A 21,472-nucleotide genomic window follows, 5' to 3' on the forward strand; every position below is an offset into this window, starting at 1 on the left:
GTCCGGCCCGCGCCCGGTCCCGGCCGCGTGCAAACATGGGATGTTAGGGTCTTTGGGTGTCCGAACCCGTCGCGCCCTCGGCCGTGCCCATGACGTCGCCGATCGCCCCGCCCCGCAAGGTCTCCGAGCTGGTCGTCGAGCACCTGACCGACCTCGTCGAGCGGGGGGTGTGGCCCGTCGGCTCGCGCATCCCCGCCGAGCCCGAGCTCGTCGCCCAGCTCGGCGTCGGGCGCAACACCGTCCGCGAGGCGGTGCGCGCCCTGGAGCACGCCGGCATCCTCGAGCCACGGCGCGGCGACGGCACGTACGTGCGGGCCGCCAGCGGCCTCGACGCCGCCATCGGGCGCCGGGCGCGGACCTCCGACGCGCTGCAGGTGCTCGAGGTGCGCTCGGTCCTCGAGCGCGGGGCGGCGCGGGTGGCCGCCGGCCGGCACGACGCCGGGGCGCTCGCGGGGCTGCGGGCGGCGCTGGCCGCCCAGGAGGCCGCCGCCCGCGAGGGCGGCGAGGACGAGTTCCGGGCCGCCGACATCGCGTTCCACGCCGAGCTCGTGCGCTCCGCCGGGAACGGCCTGCTCGCCGAGCTGTACGACGGGATCGACCACGTGCTCGTCCGCACCCTCGCGACCGACGCCCACGGCCGCCACCACCGCGACGTGCCCGGCCACCGCGAGGTCGTCGACGCCGTCGCCGCCGGGGACCCGGACGCCGCCGAGAGCGCCGTCGAGGCGACGATGGCGGCCGTCCGCGCCCACCTCGTCGCCCAGGCGACCGCCACGACGACGGAGGTGGACGCGTGAGCCTCCGTCGCCCGCTCGGGGCGGGGGCCGTCCTCGCCATCGTCCTCGCCGCGCTCAACCTGCGGCCCGGCGTCGTCGCCGTCTCGCCCCTGCTGGGCGACATCCTGGCCACCGAGGGGCTCAGCGCCACCGCCGGCGGCGTCCTGACGACGCTCCCCGTCCTCTGCTTCGGGATCCTCGCGCCCGTGGCGCCCGGGCTGGCCCGCCGGGTCGGCCTCGAGCGCGCGCTGTTCGGCAGCCTCGTGCTGCTGTGCCTCGGCTTCGCGCTGCGCCTCGTGCCCGGGACCGCGCCGCTGCTGCTGGGGACCCTCGCCGTCGGGTCGGCGATCGGGCTCGGCAACGTGCTGCTGCCGGCGCTCATCAAGCGGGACTTCGCCGACCGGGTCGGCCTCATGACCGGGCTGTACTCCATGGCCCTGTCGGGCGGGGCGGCGCTCGCCGCGGGGCTCACGGTGCCGATCGCCACGGCGACGGGGATGGACTGGCGAGCGACGCTCGCGTCGTGGGGGCTGCTCGCCGTCCTGGGGGCGGTCGTGTGGGCCCCGCGCGCCCTGCGTGCCGCGGGCGCCGGGCCCGTCGGGCCGCTCCGGCCGCCGGGAGCCGCGCCCGCCGACGCCGTGCGCTCGGTGTGGCGCAGCCCGCTGGCCTGGGCCGTCACCGTGCTCATGGGCACCCAGTCGCTGTCGTTCTACGCCGTGAACGCGTGGCTGCCGGAGATCTTCGTCGCCTCCGGCCGGAGCATCGCGGTGGGCGGGTGGCTGCTGGCGCTGACCAACCTGTTCGGCATCGTCGGCTCGTTCGTCGCGCCGGTGCTCGCCGGGCGCATGCGGCGTCAGCGGGCGCTCGGCGTCGTCATCGTCGCGCTCATCCTGTCGGGCCTGCTGGGGCTCATCCTCGCCCCCGACGCCGCCGTGCTGTGGGTGGTGCTGCTCGGCCTCGGGCAGGGCGGCGGCATCAGCCTCGCGCTGACGCTCATGGCGTTGCGCACCGAGAACGCCGCGCGGACGTCCGAGCTGTCGGGCATGGCGCAGAGCGCCGGGTACGTGCTGGCGGCCTGCGGGCCGCTCGGCCTCGGCGTCGCGCACGACGCCACCGGCTCGTGGACGGCGCCGCTCGTGCTGCTCGTGGTGGCGTCGCTGGTGCAGGGCGTGGCCGCCTGGTTCGCCGGCCGCGACGAGATCGTGCGCTGACCGGGCGACGGGCTCACAGGCCGACCGGCTCCAGCGTGACCTCGACGACGTCGCCCGGGCCGATGCCCTCGGCCTGCCGGACCGACCGCTTCAGCGGCAGGATGTAGCCGCGCTGCTCGTCGCTGGGGAACACCGACGTGGTCCAGGTGGTGGCGCCGACGGTGATGGTCACCTTGATCGACCCGAAGCCGCGCGGCGGCAGCGGCAGCTCGGCGAGCTCGTCCGAGGCGTCCGGCGGCACGGTGAGGAACCACCACTGCGCGTCCGTGCGCACCTGCCACAACCACGACGGCGCGGAGAACGTCAGACGCATGCCCGCACCGTACGCGGCGCCGCCGACGGCGGGACGGCGGTCGAGCCTGTCGGGACCCGGCCCCGGGTCTCGACAGGTTCGACCGCCGTGGTGGGGTCAGCCCTCCGACGAGCCGCCCTCGACCGGGCGGCCGCCGCGGGTGCGACGACGGTTGCGGCTGCGGCGACGACGCTGCTCGCCGTCGCTCTGCTCGCCCGAGGCCGGCGCCGCGTCGGAGCGCTCGCCCTGCGCGGACCCGCCGCGCGAGCCCTGCCCGGAGCGCGCGCCTCCGCGGCCGCCGCGCGACCCGCCGTCCCGGCGACCGCCGTCGCGCTGACCGCCGTCGCGCCGCCCGGGCTGCGAGCCGGTGCGCTTGCCCGTCTCGCCGAGGTCCTCGAGCTCCTCGGCCTCCAGGCCGGCGAGCTTGCGCTTCTCCTTGGGCAGGCGGCCCTTGGTGCCCTCGGGGATGCCGAGGTCGGAGAAGAGGTGCGGCGAGCTGGAGTACGTCTCGACCGGCTCCGGGAACCCGAGGTTCAGGGTGCGGTCGATGAGCTGCCAGCGGGGCACGTCGTCCCAGTCGACGAACGTGACGGCCGTGCCCTGCTTGCCCGCGCGGCCCGTGCGGCCGATGCGGTGCAGGTAGGTGCGCTCGTCCTCGGGGCACTGGTAGTTCACGACGTGGGTCACGTCGTCGACGTCGATGCCGCGGGCGGCGACGTCGGTGGCGACGAGGACGTCGATGTGGCCGTGGCGGAAGGCGCGCAGCGCCTGCTCGCGGGCACCCTGGCCCAGGTCGCCGTGGATGGCGCCGGCGGCGAAGCCGCGGTCGCGCAGCTCGTCGGAGACCTTCGCCGCGGTGCGCTTGGTGCGGGCGAAGACGATCGTGCGGCCGCGGCCCTCGGCCTGCAGGAGGCGGGCCAGCACCTCGACCTTGTCGAGCGCGTGGGCGCGGTAGACGACCTGGCGCGTGTTCTTCACGGTGGCGCCGTCGTCGTCCGGCTCCGCCGCCCGGATGTGCGTGGGCTGCGACATGTAGCGCCGGGCCATGGAGACGACCGGGCCGGGCATCGTCGCGCTGAACAGCATGGTGTGCCGCACCGCGGGCGTGCGCGCGAGGATCTTCTCGACGTCGGGCAGGAAGCCGAGGTCGAGCATCTCGTCCGCCTCGTCCAGCACGACCGTGGCCGCGCGGGTGAGGTTGAGGTGCCCCTGGTTGAGCAGGTCGACCATGCGGCCGGGCGTGCCGACGACGACCTCGACGCCGTCGTTGAGCATCTCGATCTGGGGCTCGTACGCGCGCCCGCCGTAGATCTGCGCGATGCGGACCGAGCGCTTCTTCGAGGCCGTGGCGAGGTCGTTCGCGACCTGGACCGCGAGCTCGCGGGTCGGCGCGACGACGATCGCCTGCGGCTTGCCGGGCGCGGGCAGCTCGTCGAAGCCGGGCTCGCCCGGCGCGACGACGCGGTGCAGCAGCGGCACTCCGAAGCCGAGGGTCTTGCCCGTACCGGTCTTCGCCTGGCCGATGATGTCGTGCCCCTGCAGCGCCACCGGCAGCGTCATCGCCTGGATGGGGAAGGGGTGGGTGATGCCGGAGTCGCGCAGGGCCTCGACGATCTCGGGGCGCACCCCGAAGTCGGCGAAGGAGACGTCCTGCGCCTGGATAGCGGCGGGGCTGGAGTAGTCGGGCTCGCCGGAGTCGCCGGGAGCGGAGGCCGCGGTGGCGGCGGTGTCGGTCGTGGTCACGGGTACCTTCGTCTGCTCGTCGGCGCGCACGGACCGAGGGGCTCCTGAGCGGGCGGGGTCCGTCGACGGGCCGCACCGTGCAGGTCACTCTCGTCGGGTCGCGAGGAGCGCCGAGGTGGTCGGCAGCCGATCGTGGAAGAACGTCGCTCAGGCTCGGCGGGAATCCCGCCGTGCCGCTGCGGTCGAGTCAGTGGATTGAGACCCATGGCGTGACGACCGGGCAACCGAAGTACTCCTCCATGGTACGCGACGGGGGCCTCGGCGCGGGTGTGACACGGCTCCGGCGGGCGCGGCGCCCCTATCCTGGGGCGCGTGAGCCAGCAGCCGAGCACCCCGGACCCTGCCCTGTCGACGCTGGTGGGCCTCGCCGCCTACACGGAGCTCGCGGCGTTCGGGCTGCTCGCGGCCCGGTCCGTGGACGCGCCCGACCTCGCGGCCCGCCAGACCCTGGCGACCGCGGCGGGGGACGCCCTGGGCCGCCAGGAGCGGCTGCTCGGCCTGGCCGTCCTGCCCGGGCCCGCGGGCGCGGCGTCCGCGATGGCGCCGTTCGACGGCGCGCTCGCCGACTTCGACGCCCGCACGGCGCCGTCCGGCTGGGCGGAGGGGCTGCTCAAGAGCGTCGTGGGGCTCGGCGTCGCCCAGGACCTGTGCCGGGAGCTCGCGACCGGCCTGGCCGACGGCGCTGCCGGCTTCGCGGCCGCCGTGGGCGAGCCGCGCACCGACGACCCCGCGACCGCGGTGCTGGCGGACGCCGCGTCGGCGGACGGCGTCCTCGCCGCCCGCCTGGCGCTGTGGGGGCGGCGCGTCGTCGGCGAGGCGCTGGGCCTCGTGCCCGTGCTGCTCGCGGCGCACCCGCCGCTGGCCGCCCTGGCGGACCGCGCGCGGGAGGCGGCGGACGACGGGGGTGCGTCCGCGCAGGCGTGGCTCGTCTCCCGGCTCACCGCCGAGCACACGCGCCGGATGGACCGCCTGGGCCTCGCGGCCTGACCGCGGTCGCCCGGGTCAGAGGGCGCCGAAGCCGACCTTCGGCTGCTCCGTGGCGCCGACCTCGACGTAGCCGATCGTGGCGGTCGGCACGAGGATCGTGCGGCCGCGCGAGTCCGTGAGCTCGAGGACGCCGCCGTCGGAGATCGCGCTGCGCACCGCGGCGGTCACGTCCTCGGCGGTCTGGTCGGTCTCGACGACCAGCTCGCGGGCCTGGTTCTGCACACCGATCGTGATCTCCACGTTGTCTCCTTCGCGAGCCGCGCCGGTCGTGCCGGCACGGCGGTCGGCCGTCTGGTGGTCCCGGTCGCCCAGGACGTCGCGTCGATCCTAGTCACGGCACCCGGCACGGACGGCCCCGGGGCGCGTTTGTCAGCGGAGGGTGAAACTGCCGGTCCTCGGCGTGGCCGGGCCGGAGCGCACTGCCGGCGCGGGCGGTGTCGGTGGGGCGTGGTCGAATCGCTGCCGTGACGTCAGCACCGACCCTCGCCCCTCGTCTCGTGGCCCCGCCGCGCGCCGACGCGCCGAGCTCCGGCGTCGAGCTCGACGCGACGCAGGAGGCGGCCGTCGCCGCCGCGCTCGGCGGGGCGGTCACCCTCGTCGTCGGGGCGCCGGGCACGGGGCGCACCACGGTCGCGTCGACGGTGGCGGTGCGCGCCCTCGCGGGCGACGACGGCGCGCCGGGGGCGGACCCGTCGAGCGTGCTGGTCCTCGCGGCGTCGCGCCGTTCGGCGGCCCGGCTGCGGGACGAGGTCACGGCCCGCGCCGGGCGCACGGTCGGCGCGCCGATGGTGCGCACGCCGGCGTCGGCGGCCTTCGCCGTGCTGCGCGCGCGGGCGGCCGCGCACGGGGACCCGGCGCCCACGCTGGTGTCCGGCCCGGAGCAGGACCTGGTGCTGGCCGAGCTGCTCGAGGGGCACCTGTCCGGGGAGGGCACGGACCTCGAGCTGCCGCCGGGGCTCCCGGAGGACTCGCTGGGCCTGCGCGGGCTGCGCCAGGAGCTGCGCGACCTGCTGATGCGCGCGGCCGAGCGCGGGCTGGGCCCGGTGGACCTCGACGAGCTGGGGCGCCGGCACGACCGGCCGGAGTGGGTGCTCGCCGCGCAGCTGTACGAGGAGTACCTGGACGTCACCACGCTGCGGCTCGGCACGCCGGACGCGGGCGCCCGGTACGACCCGGCCGGGGTGATCGACGAGGCCGCGCACGCGCTCGCGGGCTGGGACGACGAGCTGCCGGACGTGCCGCGGCCCGCGTGGGACCTCGTCGTCGTCGACGACTACCAGGAGGCGACGGTCGCCACCGCACGCCTGCTGCACGTGCTGCACGACGCCGGCGCGCGGCTGGTGCTGCTGGCGGACCCGGACTCGGCGGTGCAGGGGTTCCGCGGGGCGTCGCCGGGGCTGGTCGGGCGCGCCGCCGCGCCCGCGCGCGCCGGGGTGGTCGGGGCGTTCGACGCGCGCACCGTCGTGCTGGGCACGGCGTGGCGGCAGCCGGACGAGCTGCGGGCGGTGACGCGGGCGGTGACGTCGCGCATCGCGACCGTCTCCGGCGCGCTGCACCGCGGCGCCGGCCCGCGGCCCGGACCGGCCCGGCCTGCCGACGCCGCCGAGGACGATGTCGAGGAGGATGTCGAGGGCGGAGTCGGGGACGACCTCGGCCCGGACGACGTCGACCAGGACGCGGCGCCCGACGAGACGGCCCCGGCGGGCGTGCAGGTCGCGGTGCTCGCGGGCCCGGCGCAGGAGGCGGCGTTCGTGGCGCGCGAGCTGCGCGCGGAGCACCTGCTGCACGGCACGCCGTGGGAGCGGATGGCGGTCGTGGCGCGCAGCGGCGACCGGCTGGCGTCGCTCCGGCGCGACCTGGTCGCGGCGTCGGTGCCCGTCGCGCTGCTCGGCTCCGACCTGCCGCTGCGCGACGAGCCCGCGGCGTCGCCCCTCCTGGCGGCGCTGCGCGTGTGCGCGGCGGGCGGCGGCGTCGACCGGCTGCTCGCCGAGGAGCTGGGGGAGCCGGGCGTCGGGTCGGCGCTCGACGCCGAGACCGCGGCGCTGCTCCTCACCTCGCCGGTGGGCGGGCTCGACGCCGTGGCGCTGCGCCGCCTGCGGCGCGCGCTGCGGGCGGAGGAGCTCTCGGGCGGGGGCGGCCGCTCGTCGGACGCGCTGCTGGTCGAGGTGCTCGACGACCCGGCGCGCGCGGAGACCCTCCCGGCCCCGGTGCGCCGCGGGCCGCTGGCGGTGGCGCGCGTGCTGGCCGCGGGCCGGGCCGCCGCCGCCGAGCCGGGCGCCACCGCGCAGACCGTGCTGTGGGCCGTCTGGGCGGCCACCGGGCTCGCCGACCGGTGGCGCGACCAGGCGTTGGCGGGCGGGCCCGCCGGAGCGCGCGCCGACCGCGACCTGGACGCCGTCCTGGCGCTGTTCCGCGCGGCCGAGACGTACGTGGACCGCATGCCCGGTGCCCCCGTCGCCGCGTTCGTCGACTACCTCGCGTCGCAGGACCTGCCGGCCGACTCGCTCGCGGCGTCGGCCACCGGGGCGCACGCCGTCGAGGCGCTGACGCCCGCGGGGGCGGCGGGGCGCGAGTGGGACGTCGTCGTCGTGGTCGGCGTGCAGGACGGCGTGTGGCCGGATCTGCGGCTGCGCGACTCGCTGCTGGGCTCGCAGGCGCTCGTGGAACTCCTCGCCGGGCGCTCCGACGACGCGCACGGCATCGGCCCGGAGGCCCGCCGCCAGGTGCTGGCGGACGAGCTGCGGGCGTTCGCGGTCGCGACGTCGAGGGCCCGGCGGCGGCTGGTCGTGACGGCGGTCGAGGACGCCGAGGACGCGCCGTCGGTGTTCCTCGACCTCGTCGAGCCGCCGGACGGCGACCGTGCGACGGCGGAGGGGCCCGACCCGCGGCGCGTGACCGTGGGGCCGCCGCTCGACCTGCGCGGCGTGGTGGCCGAGGCCCGGGCGACGCTGGTCCGCGCGGCCGGCGCGAGCGACGGCACCCAGGGCACCGCCGGGCCGGTGGCGGCGGCCGCCGCCCTGCTCGCCGACCTGGCCGACGCGGGGATCGCGGAGGCCGACCCGCGCACCTGGTACGGCGTGGCCGCGACGTCGAGCGAGGCGCCGCTGTGGGGGCCGGACGACGTCGTGACCGTCTCGCCGTCCAAGGTGGAGACGGTGAGCACCTGCGCCCTGAAGTGGGCGTTCGAGTCGGCGGGCGCGACGGCCCCCGACGCCACCCACCAGACGCTCGGCACGCTGGTGCACGCGATCGCGGAGGATCTCCCGAAGGCGTCGCTCGCCGACCTGCGCGCCGAGCTCGACCGCCGCTGGCCCGAGCTCGCGCTGCCCGAGGGGTGGCCCTCGCGTCAGCTGCGGAACCGCGCCGAGCGGATGATCGAGCGCCTCGCCGCGTACTACACCGAGGCGGGCGACCCGGTTCTCGTGGAGCCGTCGTTCGAGCTCACGGTGGGGCGGGCCCGCCTGCGCGGCAAGATCGACCGGGTCGAGGACGCGGGCGACGAGGGCGTGACCGTGGCCGACCTCAAGACCGGGCGCAGCGCGCCCGCCCGCGCGAAGGCCACCGAGCACCCGCAGCTCGGGGCGTACCAGCTCGCCGTGTCCGAGGGCGCGCTGGACCTGCCGCCGGGCACGCCGAGCGCGGGCGCGCGGCTGGTCTACGTCGGCACGCCGACCGTCGCGCCCACGCTGCGCGACCAGCCCGCGCTGCAGGTCGGGGAGGACGGGTCCAGCTGGGCGCGGGCGCTGGTCGAGAGCGCCGCCGACACGATGGCGGCGAGCCGCTTCACCGCGCACGAGAACGACCTGTGCCCGATGTGCCCCGTGCGCCGGTCGTGCCCCGTGCAGCCCGAGGGAAGGAACGTGATCGAGTGACCGGGGACGGCACCACGGGACCCGCCGTGCCCGAGCCGGGCCGCGACGGCCCCGACGGCCGGGGCGACCGTGAGGATCTCGCCGGGGCGTTCGCGGAGGAGACGTGGGCCGTGCTCGGCGACCCCGACCGCGAGGCCGAGCTCGGGTTTCCGGAGCTCGCCGGGTTCGCCGCGGCACCCGGCGTCGCGCCGGCGTCCCCGGACGCGGTGCTGTTCGACGACGCGGCCCTGTTCGACGACGCCGGGCTGCACGGCGACGGCGCCACGGCGAGGTCCGCCCCGCCGGAGCCGCGCCTGTCGGCGCGGGACATCGCCGAGCTGCTCGGCCGGCCGTCACCCACGGACGAGCAGGTGGCCGTCATCGAGGCGCCGCTGGAGCCCGTGCTCGTCGTGGCGGGCGCCGGGTCGGGCAAGACGGAGACGATGGCGGCGCGCGTGGTGTGGCTGATCGCCAACGAGCTCGTGGCGCCGGAGGAGGTGCTCGGGCTGACGTTCACGCGCAAGGCGGCGGCCGAGCTCACCCAGCGCGTGCAGTCCCGCCTCGCGCAGCTCGCCCGCGCCCAGGGGCGCGCGACGTCCGGCCTGGACCTGCTCGCGCGGCCCACGGTGGCGACGTACAACGCGTACGCCGCGTCGCTGGTGGCCGACCACGGGCTCCGGCTCGGCATCGAGCCCGGCTCCCGGCTGCTGGGCGAGGCGAACCAGTGGCAGCTCGCGGCGCAGGTCGTGGAGTCGTGGGCCGACGACCTCGGCACCGACCGCGCGGTGAGCACCGTCGTTGGCGCGGTCCTCGCGCTGTCGGGCGAGCTCGGTGAGCACCTGCTGCCCGTGGACGAGGCGCGCGACGCGCTGTCCGACGTCGTCGCGCGGCTGGAGGCGCTGCCGCTCGGCCCGCGGCAGAAGAAGCGGACCAAGGAGGTCCAGGGGCTGATCGACTCCGTGGCGGAGCGGGCCCGGCTGCTCGACCTCGTCGCGGAGTACCGCCGCCGCAAGCGTGTCGCGGACGCGCTCGACTTCGGGGACCAGATCGCGTTCGCGGCCGAGCTGGCGCGCTCGGTGCCGGCCGTCGGGGCCACCGAGCGCTCCCGCTTCCCGGTGGTGCTGCTCGACGAGTACCAGGACACCTCCTACGCGCAGGTCGAGCTGCTGGCCGGGCTGTTCGGCGGCGGGCACGCCGTGACGGCGGTGGGCGACCCGCACCAGTCGATCTACGGCTGGCGCGGCGCGTCGGCGTCGGGGCTCGCCCGGTTCGGCGAGCGGTTCCGTACGCGCGGCGGCGCCCCGGCGGCGGTGCGCTACCTGAGCACGTCGTGGCGCAACGACGCCGCCGTGCTGGCGGCGGCGAACGTCGCGGCCGCACCGCTGCGGGACCGCGCGCGGCAGACGGGCACGGGCGTCGACGTGCCGCCGCTGGACCTGCGCCCCGGCGCGGGCACGGGCGTCGTGCGCGCCCACGTCGCCGCCACGAGCGAGGAGGAGGCCGAGGCCGCCGCCGAGTTCGTCGCGGCGCGCTGGCGGCGCGCCACCCGGCGGGACGGCGCCGACCGCGTGACGGCCGCCGTGCTGTGCCGGGCGCGCTCGCAGTTCGCGGCGGTCGAGGTGGCGCTGCGGCGCCGGGGCCTGCCCGTGGAGGTCGTCGGCCTCGGCGGCCTGCTGTCCACGCCCGAGGTGGTGGACGTCGTCGCGCTCCTCGAGGCCGTGCACGACCCGTCGCGGGGCGACTCGCTGCTGCGGCTGCTGACCGGTCCGCGCGTCAACCTCGGCGCGTCCGACCTGCACGCGCTCGGGTCGTGGGCGTCCGACCTGGCGCGCGCCGACGGCGTGCGGCCGGGCAGCCACCCCGGCGAGCCGGAGGACGACGGCGACGCGGTCGTCGTCGAGGGCGACGTCGTCGACCACCGCTCGATCGTGGACGCGCTCGACGACCTGCCCGCGCCGGGCCGCCCGGCCCGGGACGGGCGCGTGCTGTCCCCGGCGGGCCACGGCCGCCTGTCGGCGCTGGCCCGGCTGCTGCGCGAGCTGCGCGGCCTGACGTACCTGTCCCTGCCGGAGCTGGTGGTGGCGGCCGAGCGCGCGCTGGGCCTCGACGTCGAGGTCGCCACGGCGCAGGTGCTCGCGGACACGCTCACGCCGGTGACCGGGGCCGGCGGCGGGGCGGCCGCGGGGGTGAGCCTGCGCGGGCGTGAGCACCTCGACGCGTTCCGCGACGTGGCGGCGAGCTTCGCGCAGTCGGCCGACGTCGCGACGCTGGGCGCGTTCCTCGCCTGGCTCGGCGTGGCGGGCGACCAGGAGCGCGGGCTCGACATGCCCGTCCGTGAGCCGGACCCCGACGCGGTACAGGTCATCACCGCGCACGCGGCCAAGGGGCTGGAGTGGGACGTCGTCGCGGTGCCCGGCCTGGTGGACGGGGTGTTCCCCAGCCAGGCCGAGTCGTCCCAGGGACGCCTGGACGGCGGCTGGCTCACCGACGTCTCCGCCCTGCCGTACCACCTGCGCGGCGACGCGCCCGACCTGCCGGAGTTCACCTGGGCGGAGGCCGCGGACACCAAGGACCTCGCCGCCCGGCGCGACCAGTTCCGCGCCGACAGCGGCGCCCACCGGCTCGCCGAGGAGCGCCGCCTCGCCTACGTCGCGTTCACCCGTGCCCGGCGCGAGCTGTTCCTCACGGCGCACTGGTGGGGCACGGGCAGCACGCCCCGGCGCGTCTCGCCGTTCCTCGCGGAGCTCGTCGAGGCGGGGGTCGTGGACGCGGGCGGCTGGGCCGACCAGCCCGACCCCGCGGCGGGCAACCCCCGCGACGCCGTGGAGAACGCCGCGCCGTGGCCCCCGCCCGAGCGGCCCACCGGGCCGGGGCCGGCGGACGACGCCGAGACCACCGGGGCAAGGCCCGGCGACGACGAGGGGCCGGCGCCGCGCGACGTCCTGCGGGCCGCGGCGTCCCTCGTCGAGGCCGCGCGCGTCGATCCGCGCGTCGGTCCGGCAGAGCCGGAGGGCGGGCGCGCGACGACCGGAGTCCTGCGCGACGCGTCGGGCCGCGACCTGGTCCTGCTCGCGCGCACGCTGCTCACCGAGCGCGGGGAGCGCGGCTCCCGCGAGGTGGAGATGCCGGCGCACGTGTCGGCGTCGGGGCTGGTGCGGCTGGCGGGGGACCGCGACGCCTTCGCCCTCCAGCTGCGCCGGCCGGTCCCGCAGGAGCCCACCGTGCACGCCCGCCGCGGCACGCACTTCCACGAGTGGGTGGAGCGGTTCTTCACGTCGTCGTCGCTTGTCGACGTGGACGACCTGCCGGGCGCGGAGGACGGGGAGATGGCCCCCGACGTCGACCTGGAGACCCTGCGCCAGCGGTTCGCGGAGTCGGAGTGGGCGTCCCGCACGCCGCTCGCGGTCGAGGTGGACGTCGAGACCCCGGTGGGCGGCGTGATGCTGCGCAGCCGGATCGACGCCGTCTTTCCCGACCCGGACGCGCCGACGGACGACGACGGCCCGCAGGCCGTCGTCGTCGTGGACTGGAAGACGGGGCGCGAGCCGCGCGACGCGGCCGCGCGGTCCGCCCGCGAGGTCCAGCTCGCCGTCTACCGGCTCGCGTGGTCGCGCTACACCGGGCTGCCGATCGAGAAGGTGTCCGCCGCGTTCGTGTACGTGGCGAGCGGCACGACCGTGCGCCCGCGGCGCCTGCTCGACGAGGCCGAGCTGGAGGCGCTGGTGAGCGGCACGCCCGAGGGGTAGCCGCCGGCCGGCTCACCAGCGGTAGTCGAGGAACTTCCCGTCGAAGGTCACCACGACGCGGTCGCCGTCCGGGTTGGGGCGGCGGGCGACGTCGACCTGGAAGTTGATCGCCGACATGATGCCGTCGCCGAACTCCTCGTGGATGAGCTCCTTGAGCGCCGGGCCGTAGACACTGAGGGCTTCGTGGAAGCGGTAGATCGTGGGGTCGGTCGCCACGGCCTCGTCGCGCACGCGGTACGGCTGCAGGCGCAGCGCCTCGGCGACGTCGTCGCCCAGGCCCAGCACCTCGCACGCGGCGGAGGCCTGGTCGGCCGTCATCGGGTGGTTGCCGAGCAGGGCGGCCGTCGTCCACACGACGGGGGCGCCGAGCCTGTCGGCGATCTCCTGCCACGTCAGGCCGGACCGCAGGCGGGCGGTGACGACCTGCTCGGCCGCGGCCGCCTTGGTCATGAGGGGGTCCACGGGTGTCCTTCGTTCGGGTGTTGCTCGGGCAGGGAACGTCCGGTCAGCCGACCGGCGCGGCGACGCGGTCGTCGGCGGCGGGCTCGACCGGCGCGGGACGGCGTCGCTCGGGCCGCGTGCGGTAGTGCGTGAGGTACAGCGGCAGGCCGACGAACGTCAGGCCGCCCACGAGGTTGCCGAGCACCGTGGGGAGCTCGTTCCACATCAGGTAGTCCATGACGGTGAAGTCGCCGCCGAGCAGCAGGCCGGAGGGGAACAGGAACATGTTCACCACCGAGTGCTCGAAGCCCATGTAGAAGAACAGGAACACGGGCATCCACATCACGACGGCCTTGCTGATCGTGTCCTTCGACATGAGGAACGCGACGACGCCGGTCGAGACCATCCAGTTGCACAGCACCCCGCGCACGAACAGCGTGAGCATGCCGGCGGCGCCGTGGTCGGCGTACCCGACGGTGCGGCCCTCGCCGATGTGCCCGATGGCCTGGCCCACCTCGTTGGGCGCGACGGAGAACCCGTACGTGAACGTGATCGCCATGAGCACGGCCACGGTGAACGCACCCGCGAAGTTGCCGCAGAACACGAGGCCCCAGTTGCGCCACATGCCGGCCCAGGTGGCGCCGGGGCGGCGGGCGATGACGGCGAACGGCACGAGCGTGAAGACGCCGGTGAGCAGGTCGAAGCCCATCAGGTACAGCATGATGAAGCCGATCGGGAAGAACGCCGCGCCCAGCAGCGGGTTCCCGGTGTTCGTCGAGATGGTGACGGCCATCGCGGCGGCCAGCGCGAGGATGGCCCCGCCCATGAACGAGCGGATGAGGGTGTCCCGGGTGGACATGAACAGCTTCTTCTCGCCCGTGGCGATCATCTGCGAGACGAAGTCCTGCGGCATCACGTACGACATGACGGACCCTTCGGCGAAGTGGTGGCGCTTGTGTGCCGCCGAGTCTCGTCGCCGCAGGTTGTGGCCACGTCGCCGTCGCGTTGAGGTCGTGTTTCGGTCCGGTCCGGGGCGATGAGCCCGCGGTTTCCGCGACCTCGCAGACGGAGGCGCGGACCTGTGAGCAGGGGTCAGGCCGGGGCGTCCTCGCGCGTGGCCTCGTCGAGGTCGGCGAGCATCGCCTCGGCGTCGGCGACGACGTCGTCGAGCCCGCGGCGGACGCCGTGCAGCAGCCACCGGGCGAGGGCCAGCTCGCCCACGAGCAGCGCGCGGTCGACGAGGCGCGCGTCGTGCAGCTCGGTGCGGCGCAGCTGGTACGCCTCCATGATCGAGTCCACCGCGTCCGGCGGGGCGGCGACGAGCAGCCAGGCGAGATCGTCGGCCGGGTCGGCCACCCGGGCGTCGGACCAGCCGCTGATCGAGGTGACCCGCCCGCCGGTGACGAGCATCTGGTCGGTCGCAAGGTCGCCGTGCACGACGACGGGCTGGAACCGCCAGAGGGCCACGTCCTCGAGGGCCGCCTCCCAGCGGCGCAGCAGCGTGGGCGGCACCTTGCCGGTCGCGGCGGCCTCGTCGAGCTCCACCAGCCGGCGCTCGCGGTACTCGGCGGCGGTGTACGACGGCAGCCCGCACGACTCCACGACGGACGCCGGCAGCTCGTGCACCGCGGCGAGGGTGCGGCCGAGGTCGGCGGCCAGGCCGGGGCCGGGGCGCAGCGCCTCGAGGTCGAGGGCCGTGCCCGTCACGTGCCGGTGCACGACGGCGCGCCCGCCCTCGGGGAGCAGCGCGAAGCCGGCCACCTGCGGCACGGTGAACGGCAGCACGCCCGCGTCGACGTACAGGTGCAGCGCCTCGAGCAGCTCGGTCTCCGCCTCGAGCGCGGCGCCGGCCATCGTGGTGCGGGGAGCGCGCACGAGCCACTCGACGCCGTCGTCGGCGGTGACGACGGCGACGTCGTAGTCGCCCGGCAGCTCCTCGGGGCGGACCGAGCGGGCGTCCAGGCCCGGGACGGCGGCCGTCGCGAGGGCGGCGAGGGCGAGCGGACTGCGTGGCACCCGCCCACCGTAGACGGTGCCGGGGCCCGCCCGGGAGCACCGCCGCGCGCGTGTCCGCCGTCGCGCGGCCGGCGCTCCGGCGACGCGGCCGCGGGTACGGTCGAGGAGTGACGGCACCCTTCGCGCTCCCGGACCTCTCCTACACCCGCGCCACCCACGACCGGGCGGCCGAGCGCCGCACCGAGCCCGGCCTGCTGGCGCGGCTCCTGGCCGACCCGACGACCCGCGTCGTGCTGGTGCTGCGCGGCCGCGTCGCCGTCGACCCCGCGGGCGACCTGCTGCTGCTCGACGCCGCGGCCGTCGACGGGCTCCCGGCGGAGCCCGAGCGGGCGGACCGGCCCGACGCGCACGTCCCCGGGCACCGCTGGCTGTTCCTCGGGGAGCGGGACGGCACGGGGCTGCTCGGCCTGGTCCTGCCGGACGAGGCGGACTCCGACGCGGTCGGGATCGAGGGCGTGTCGCCGGCGGCCCCCGCCCCGCGGCTGGCGCGCGAGCACACGTTCGCGGGGCTGCGGGAGGTGGGCGGCCGGCGCGACGACGCGCTCGCCGCGGAGGCCGTGGCCCTGGCCGCCTGGCACGCGTCGCACGAGCGCTGCCCGCGGTGCGGCGAGCCGACCGTCGTCGAGCAGGCGGGCTGGGTGCGGCGGTGCCCCGTGCAGGACGTCGAGATCTACCCGCGCACCGACCCGGCGGTGATCATGGCGGTCGTCGACGACGCCGACCGCCTGCTGCTCGGGCACGCCGCGCACTGGCCGGAGGGCCGGTTCTCCACCCTCGCCGGGTACGTGGAGTCGGGGGAGGGGCTGGAGCAGGCGGTGCGCCGGGAGGTCGCCGAGGAGACGTCGGTCGTGATCGGCGACGGGCCCGGCGACGTCGTATACCGCGGCAGCCAGCCGTGGCCGTTCCCGGCGTCGCTCATGCTCGGCTTTCGGGCGCGCGCCGTCGCCACCGACGTCGAGGTGGACGGCGTGGAGGTCACCGAGGCGCGCTGGTTCACGCGCGACGAGCTGGCGGCGGGGGTGCGCGCCGGGGAGGTCGGGCTGCCCGGGCGACCGTCCATCGCCCGCGCGCTCGTCGAGGAGTGGTACGGGGGAGAGCTGCCCGGCTGATCGACGCTCCGGCGCCTCAGGACGCCAGGCGCGCCTTCACGTCGTTCAGCGACGGGTTGGTCGCGGCGGTCCCGTCGGGGAAGACGACGGTGGGCACGGTCTGGTTGCCGCCGTTGACCTGCTCCACGAACTCGGCCGTCTCCGGCTGCTCCTCGATGTCGACCACCGTGTACCCGATGCCCTCGGAGTCGAGCTGGGTGCGCAGGCGTCGGCAGTACCCGCACCAGGCGGTCGAGTACATGGTGACGGTGCCCGGCTCCGGGAGCTGCGGCGTGACGGTGGTCATCGGTCCTCCTGATCAGGGAAGCCGCGGCGCCTGGGGACGACGGGCGCGGCGTGTCGGCGACGGCTGCGAGAATCGCAGACGATGTCGACCACCACCAACTCCCCGAGCGCCCCGCTTCATCCCGACGCGATCCTCGACGCCCTCGACCCGGAGCAGCGGGACGTGGCGCTGGCCCTCACCGGGCCGGTGTGCGTGCTCGCCGGTGCCGGCACCGGCAAGACGCGGGCGATCACGCACCGCATCGCCTACGGCGTGCGCACCGGCACCTACAAGCCGACGTCGGTGCTCGCCGTGACGTTCACCGCCCGCGCGGCGGGGGAGATGCGCACCCGGCTGCGCGACCTGGGCGTCGTCGGCGTGCAGGCGCGCACGTTCCACGCGGCCGCGCTGCGCCAGCTCGGCTACTTCTGGCCGCGGGTCGTGGGCGGCGCGCCGCCCCGGATCCTCGAGCACAAGGCCCCGGCCGTGGCCGAGGCCGCGCGCCGGGTCGGCGTGAGCGTCGACCGGGTCGCCGTGCGCGACCTGTCGTCCGAGGTGGAGTGGGCCAAGGTCTCGCTCGTCACGGCGGAGGACTACGTCAAGGCGGCGCTCGTCGACGACCGCCCCGCGCCGTCGGGCTACGACCACCAGACGGTGGCGCGGCTCATCACCGCGTACGAGGACGTGAAGACCGAGCGCGGCGTCATCGACTTCGAGGACGTCCTGCTCATGCTCGCGGACATGCTCAACTCGCACCGGCAGGTGGCCGACGAGGTGCGCTCGCAGTACCGCCACTTCGTCGTCGACGAGTACCAGGACGTCTCGCCGCTGCAGCAGTTCCTGCTCGACCAGTGGCTGGGGGACCGCAAGGAGCTGTGCGTCGTCGGCGACCCGTCGCAGACCATCTACTCCTTCACGGGCGCGACGCCGCACTACCTGCTCGACTTCACGCGCACGTACTCAGGCGCCCAGGTGGTGCGCCTGGTGCGCGACTACCGCTCGACGCCGCAGGTCGTGCACCTGGCGAACCAGGTGCTGCGCCGCGGGCGGGTGCCGGGCGCGCTGGAGCTGGTGGCGCAGCGGCCGGCAGGCCCACCCGCGAGCTTCACCACGTACGACGACGACGACGCGGAGGCCACGGGCATCGCCGCCCGCGCGGGTCGGCTGATCGCGTCGGGGGTGCGGCCCAGCGAGATCGCGGTGCTCTACCGCACCAACGCGCAGTCCGCGGCGTTCGAGTCGGCGCTCGCGGACGCGGGAATCAGCTACCTGGTGCGCGGCGGCGAGCGGTTCTTCCAGCGCAAGGAGGTGCGCGACGCGATCGTCCTGCTGCGCGGCGCCGCCCGGTCCGCCGACCCGGAGCAGCCGATGCCGGAGCAGGTGCGCGACGTGCTGACCAGCGCCGGGTGGACGGAGCAGCCGCCCGCCGCCCGTGGCGCCGCGCGGGAGCGGTGGGAGGCGATGCAGGCGCTGGTCGGCCTGGCCGACGACGTCGCGGCTGCCGCGCCCGACGACGCGCCCGCCACGATGGCCACCCTCGTCGCCGAGCTGGAGGAGCGCGCGTCGGCGCAGCACGCTCCCACCGTCGAGGGCGTCACCCTGGCCTCGTTGCACGCCGCGAAGGGCCTCGAGTGGGACGCCGTCTTCCTGGCGGGCGTGAGCGAGGGGCTCATGCCGATCTCGCTGGCGGAGACGGACGAGGCGGTGGCGGAGGAGCGCCGGCTCCTCTACGTGGGGATCACCCGTGCCCGGGAGCACCTGGAGCTGTCGTTCGCGCGGTCCCGCAACCCGGGCGGGCGGGCCACCCGCAAGCGGACCCGGTTCCTCGACGGCCTCTGGCCGGACGACCCGTCCGACCGCCGCGGTCGGGGGCGGGCGGTGCGGGGTCAGGCCCGGCAGCAGCTCACGGGGGAGCACGACGTGGCCCTGTTCGACGCGTTGCGCGAGTGGCGCCTGTCCGTGGCCCGGGAGACGGACAAGCCGGCGTTCACCGTGCTGGGCGACGCCACCCTGGCCGCGATCGCGGAGCTCAAGCCGACGTCGGTGGCGCAGCTCGCCCGCGTGAACGGCGTGGGCCCGGCGAAGATCGACCGGTACGGGCAGACGATCCTGGCCATCGTGGCCGACTCCGTGGGCTGACGCGGCCGCGAGTTCCCGCGCCCCGCGGGTCGTCGGGAGGGCGCTCGGCATTGCCCCGAGAAACTCGTCGAAGAAAAAGTCGAAAAAAGATGTGGCGGTCCCGGTGGGTCCGTCTATGCTCGGAGAGTCCCAGACGGAAGTGGCGTCTGCCGAGAGGCGGAGGTCCGAGAGCAGTGAGGAGGTGGGTGCACAAGATGGACACGATGACTCAGATCGTGATGGCGAACGCGTCTGCCGGCGCGCCCGGGTACATGTCTGCCCGTGGCGAGCTCAGCGCCGTCCGTCCGTTCCGCGCGCGCAAGCACGGAGCAGGCAACGCCGATCTCCACATCGCACCCGACTCCGCCCCCTGGAGCCATCCGGTCTAGAACCGGATCCAGGCCGCGGAGTCCACCCGGGACCCGCGGCCTTCGTCTTTCCGCTCAGGGAAGAAGACCTCACCAGGTTGCACGAGCCGGACCTCTGACTCCAGAGGTCCACCCGCAGGTCCTGAACACCGACGTTCACATCAACACCCAGGACCTGACGGAGGAACTCGTGCGTCTCGCACAGCTGTTGGACGAGCGGCTGCTCGACACGATCCCCCAGGGCGGATCCGGCCCCTGGACCCCGCATCAACCCCTCACCCAGAGCCCGGCCGAGGTGGCCGAGCTCGACCGCCAGTTCGCGGCGCTGCTGCCGTGCCGTACCAACGACCCGGAGCTCTGGTTCGCGGAGCACACCGCCCAGGTCGAGGAGGCCAAGGCGCTGTGCCGCAGCTGTCCGCTGCAGGCCGGCTGCCTCGCCGGCGCCCTCGAGCGGCAGGAGCCCTGGGGCGTGTGGGGCGGTGAGGTCTTCGTCGACGGCAAGGTCGTGGCCCGCAAGCGCGGTCGCGGCCGGCCCCGGAAGTCGGAGACCGCCGCAGCATGACCGCGGGAGCCGCGCGCAGCGGCTTCCGCGGCCCCGCTGAGGGAGTTCGAGACCACGCGAGGTCGTTCGAGCCCGGCCGAGGTAGTGCGCTACCTCGCCCGACGCGAACGACCTCGCGTGGTCTCGAACTACCTCGCGGGACCTTGAACTACCTCGCGGACTCTTGAACTACCTCGGCAGGGTGGTGCACCCGCAGGCCGGGTGCGGCGCGACGTCGCGCACGCGCGGCACCGCCTCGGGCAGCGCGACCTCGAGCCGCCGCCCCACGGTGGCTGGCGTGCCGCCGTCGAGCAGGGCGAGCACCTGGCCGGCGGCCAGCGCGGCGGCGGTGGCGGCGAGCGTGGTCTCGTGGGCGACCTCGTCGACCACGCGGCGCCCGAGGTCCGCCACGACGTACGGCCAGCCGCCGTCCGCGTCGGCGGCGTGCCGGTCGCCGCACCCCACGCAGGCCGACCGCCCCGGCAGCACGAGCGGGCCGATCACGACGTCGGCCTCCCGGACCACCACCGGAAGGTGCGGCACGCCGGTGCCGAGCAGCCGCTCGTAGCGTTCCGGGCGCGCGGCGTGCGACTCCACCACCACGACGACGTCCGGCAGCCGGGGCTCGCCCGACCCCGCGACCTCCAGCTCGCTGCCCACCCGCAGGCGCGGGTGCGCGGAGCCGAGCCGCGCGGCGGCCGCCTCCTCCCGCGGCCGCCCGACGTCGCCGGGAGCGAGGCCGCCGAGCCCGAGGTCGCCGACCTGGACGGGGTCACGGTCGTCGAGCAGCAGAGTGCCGACCCCGGCGCCGGCGAGGAGGCCGGCGAGGGCGGTGCCGATCCGGCCGAGGCCGTGCAGCCCGACGATCCGGGCGGCGCGTAGGGCGAGGGTGACCGTGCCCGCGCCGTCGGGGCGCAGGGCGCCCAGCACGGTGGAGTCCGGCGACCAGCCGGGCTCGTCGCCGCCGGTCCGGGACGCGCGGGCCGCGGGACGGACGAGGAACCCGCCGTCGGTCAGCGCGCGCACGATCTGCTCACGCCGTTCCGGGCTCACGCCCCAGTGCCGGGCGCTGCGGTCGAGGGAACGATGGCGCCGCGCCCCGGCCTCGCGCAGCCAGCGCGCCTCGTGGTCGGCCAGGCCGGACAGCACGAGGCTCCATCGCGGGTCCGTGCCGAGCTGGACCTCGCCGTCGCCGTGGTCGAGGACGGGGGTCGCCGGGCGCAGCACGAGGAGGGGGCCCGCCGCGGCGGACGGGCTGTCGGCGTCTGCCATGCGGCCACCCTGGCACGCGCGGCCAGGATACGTCGTCGGTCGTCCACAGGCCCTCGGGCGCGACGCCACGGCGCCGGTTTCGTGTGTTCTGACACACAAAGTTCACGATTCCCCGGTACGGTCGGTGTCGTGGCCCACGACACGATGACGTCGGTGGAGGTCCGGCGCAGCCGTCGGCGGACCGCCACGGTGAGCGCGTACCGCGACGGTGAGCGCACCGTCGTGGCCATCCCCGCGCGCTTCTCCCGCGCGCAGGAGCGCGAGTGGGTGGCGAAGATGCTGGCCCGGCTCGAGGACAAGGAGCGGCGCCGGCGTCCGTCCGACGCGGAGCTCGTGGAGCGCGCCAAGGAGCTGTCCGACCGGTACCTGGACGGCCGCGCGCACCCGACGAGCGTCTCGTGGTCGCCCCACCAGGGCCGGCGCTGGGGGTCGTGCACGCTCGTGGACGGCTCGATCCGGATCTCCACGCGCGTGCAGGGGATGCCCGAGTGGGTGCTCGACTACGTGCTGCTGCACGAGCTGGCGCACCTGCTGCACGCCGGGCACGGCCCCGCCTTCTGGCAGCTCCTGGAGACCTACCCCCGCACCGAGCGCGCGCGGGGGTTCCTCGAGGGCGTCTCGTTCGTCCAGGATGACGGCGGCGCGTCGCCCGCGCCCGACGGCGCCGCCGGCTGAGCCTGGAGCGACGCGTACCGGGTCTCGACAGGCTCGAGGGCCGGCGACACCCGGCCCGTGG

General features: G+C 76.3%; 17 protein-coding genes. 9 read left to right on the forward strand and 8 right to left on the reverse strand.

Annotated elements, in window-relative coordinates:
* Window positions 1-56 precede the first annotated feature (56 nt).
* Together AAG589_RS07700 and AAG589_RS07705 are read left to right on the forward strand one after the other, a co-directional pair.
* Window positions 57-797 (forward strand): FadR/GntR family transcriptional regulator, encoded by a 741-nt coding sequence (locus AAG589_RS07700; RefSeq protein WP_430566659.1) that lies wholly within the window; start codon window positions 57-59, stop codon window positions 795-797.
* Window positions 794-1,987: a CynX/NimT family MFS transporter gene (locus AAG589_RS07705; protein ID WP_430566660.1), complete on the forward strand. Its 1,194-nt coding sequence runs from the start codon at window positions 794-796 to the stop codon at window positions 1,985-1,987. Before AAG589_RS07700 ends, AAG589_RS07705 begins: the two co-directional genes overlap by 4 nt.
* A gap of 13 nt (window positions 1,988-2,000) precedes the next feature.
* Here the strand turns inward: AAG589_RS07705 and AAG589_RS07710 are convergent, their stop codons facing one another.
* Complete coding sequence (locus AAG589_RS07710) at window positions 2,001-2,300, reverse strand: DUF1905 domain-containing protein (protein ID WP_430566661.1); 300 nt, start codon at window positions 2,298-2,300, stop codon at window positions 2,001-2,003.
* A 96-nt stretch (window positions 2,301-2,396) separates the two neighbouring features.
* Entirely contained in the window at window positions 2,397-4,022 is a 1,626-nt protein-coding gene (locus AAG589_RS07715) for a DEAD/DEAH box helicase (RefSeq protein ID WP_430566662.1), read from the reverse strand.
* Window positions 4,023-4,334: 312 nt separating this feature from the next.
* On the opposite strand from AAG589_RS07715, the gene AAG589_RS07720 reads away from it, so the two are divergent.
* Window positions 4,335-5,009 carry a ferritin-like fold-containing protein gene (locus AAG589_RS07720; protein WP_430566663.1) on the forward strand — a complete coding sequence of 225 codons (675 nt, stop codon included), beginning with the start codon at window positions 4,335-4,337 and terminating at the stop codon, window positions 5,007-5,009.
* 15 nt (window positions 5,010-5,024) lie between these two features.
* On the opposite strand, the gene AAG589_RS07725 is transcribed toward AAG589_RS07720, so the two are convergent.
* A complete protein-coding gene (locus tag AAG589_RS07725) occupies window positions 5,025-5,249 on the reverse strand; it encodes a DUF3107 domain-containing protein (RefSeq protein ID WP_430566664.1) in 225 nt (74 codons plus the stop codon).
* Window positions 5,250-5,473: 224 nt separating this feature from the next.
* Here AAG589_RS07725 and AAG589_RS07730 point away from each other — a divergent pair, with 224 nt between their 5' ends.
* Both AAG589_RS07730 and AAG589_RS07735 read left to right on the forward strand, forming a co-directional pair.
* Complete coding sequence (locus AAG589_RS07730; protein ID WP_430566665.1) at window positions 5,474-8,881, forward strand: PD-(D/E)XK nuclease family protein; 3,408 nt, start codon at window positions 5,474-5,476, stop codon at window positions 8,879-8,881.
* 245 nt (window positions 8,882-9,126) lie between these two features.
* The gene (locus AAG589_RS07735; protein ID WP_446719715.1) at window positions 9,127-12,606 is read left to right on the forward strand and encodes a UvrD-helicase domain-containing protein; all 3,480 of its coding nucleotides are present in this window, start codon (window positions 9,127-9,129) and stop codon (window positions 12,604-12,606) included.
* A gap of 12 nt (window positions 12,607-12,618) precedes the next feature.
* Here the strand turns inward: AAG589_RS07735 and cynS are convergent, their stop codons facing one another.
* From cynS to AAG589_RS07750, 3 genes are all read right to left on the reverse strand, one after another.
* Window positions 12,619-13,068: a cyanase gene (gene cynS / locus AAG589_RS07740; RefSeq protein ID WP_430566666.1), complete on the reverse strand. Its 450-nt coding sequence runs from the start codon at window positions 13,066-13,068 to the stop codon at window positions 12,619-12,621.
* A 43-nt stretch (window positions 13,069-13,111) separates the two neighbouring features.
* Entirely contained in the window at window positions 13,112-13,972 is an 861-nt protein-coding gene (locus tag AAG589_RS07745) for a formate/nitrite transporter family protein (RefSeq protein ID WP_430566667.1), read from the reverse strand.
* A 167-nt stretch (window positions 13,973-14,139) separates the two neighbouring features.
* Complete coding sequence (locus AAG589_RS07750; protein ID WP_430566668.1) at window positions 14,140-15,063, reverse strand: macrolide 2'-phosphotransferase; 924 nt, start codon at window positions 15,061-15,063, stop codon at window positions 14,140-14,142.
* Between the two features lie 107 nt (window positions 15,064-15,170).
* Between AAG589_RS07750 and nudC the strand changes: the two genes are divergently transcribed.
* On the forward strand, window positions 15,171-16,172 hold the full coding sequence (gene nudC / locus AAG589_RS07755; RefSeq protein WP_430566669.1) for an NAD(+) diphosphatase: 1,002 nt from the start codon (window positions 15,171-15,173) through the stop codon (window positions 16,170-16,172).
* Between the two features lie 16 nt (window positions 16,173-16,188).
* Here the strand turns inward: nudC and AAG589_RS07760 are convergent, their stop codons facing one another.
* A complete protein-coding gene (locus AAG589_RS07760; RefSeq protein ID WP_430566670.1) occupies window positions 16,189-16,458 on the reverse strand; it encodes a mycoredoxin in 270 nt (89 codons plus the stop codon).
* Between the two features lie 81 nt (window positions 16,459-16,539).
* On the opposite strand from AAG589_RS07760, the gene AAG589_RS07765 reads away from it, so the two are divergent.
* Window positions 16,540-18,576 (forward strand): ATP-dependent DNA helicase UvrD2, encoded by a 2,037-nt coding sequence (locus tag AAG589_RS07765; RefSeq protein ID WP_430566671.1) that lies wholly within the window; start codon window positions 16,540-16,542, stop codon window positions 18,574-18,576.
* A 537-nt stretch (window positions 18,577-19,113) separates the two neighbouring features.
* Window positions 19,114-19,485 carry a WhiB family transcriptional regulator gene (locus AAG589_RS07770; RefSeq protein ID WP_430566672.1) on the forward strand — a complete coding sequence of 124 codons (372 nt, stop codon included), beginning with the start codon at window positions 19,114-19,116 and terminating at the stop codon, window positions 19,483-19,485.
* A gap of 168 nt (window positions 19,486-19,653) precedes the next feature.
* Here the strand turns inward: AAG589_RS07770 and AAG589_RS07775 are convergent, their stop codons facing one another.
* Window positions 19,654-20,736 (reverse strand): ThiF family adenylyltransferase, encoded by a 1,083-nt coding sequence (locus tag AAG589_RS07775; protein WP_430566673.1) that lies wholly within the window; start codon window positions 20,734-20,736, stop codon window positions 19,654-19,656.
* 144 nt (window positions 20,737-20,880) lie between these two features.
* Here AAG589_RS07775 and AAG589_RS07780 point away from each other — a divergent pair, with 144 nt between their 5' ends.
* Window positions 20,881-21,411: a M48 metallopeptidase family protein gene (locus AAG589_RS07780; protein ID WP_430567167.1), complete on the forward strand. Its 531-nt coding sequence runs from the start codon at window positions 20,881-20,883 to the stop codon at window positions 21,409-21,411.
* Window positions 21,412-21,472 lie beyond the last annotated feature (61 nt).

This window comes from Isoptericola sp. F-RaC21 (genome assembly GCF_038593535.1).
Taxonomy (GTDB): domain Bacteria; phylum Actinomycetota; class Actinomycetes; order Actinomycetales; family Cellulomonadaceae; genus Isoptericola.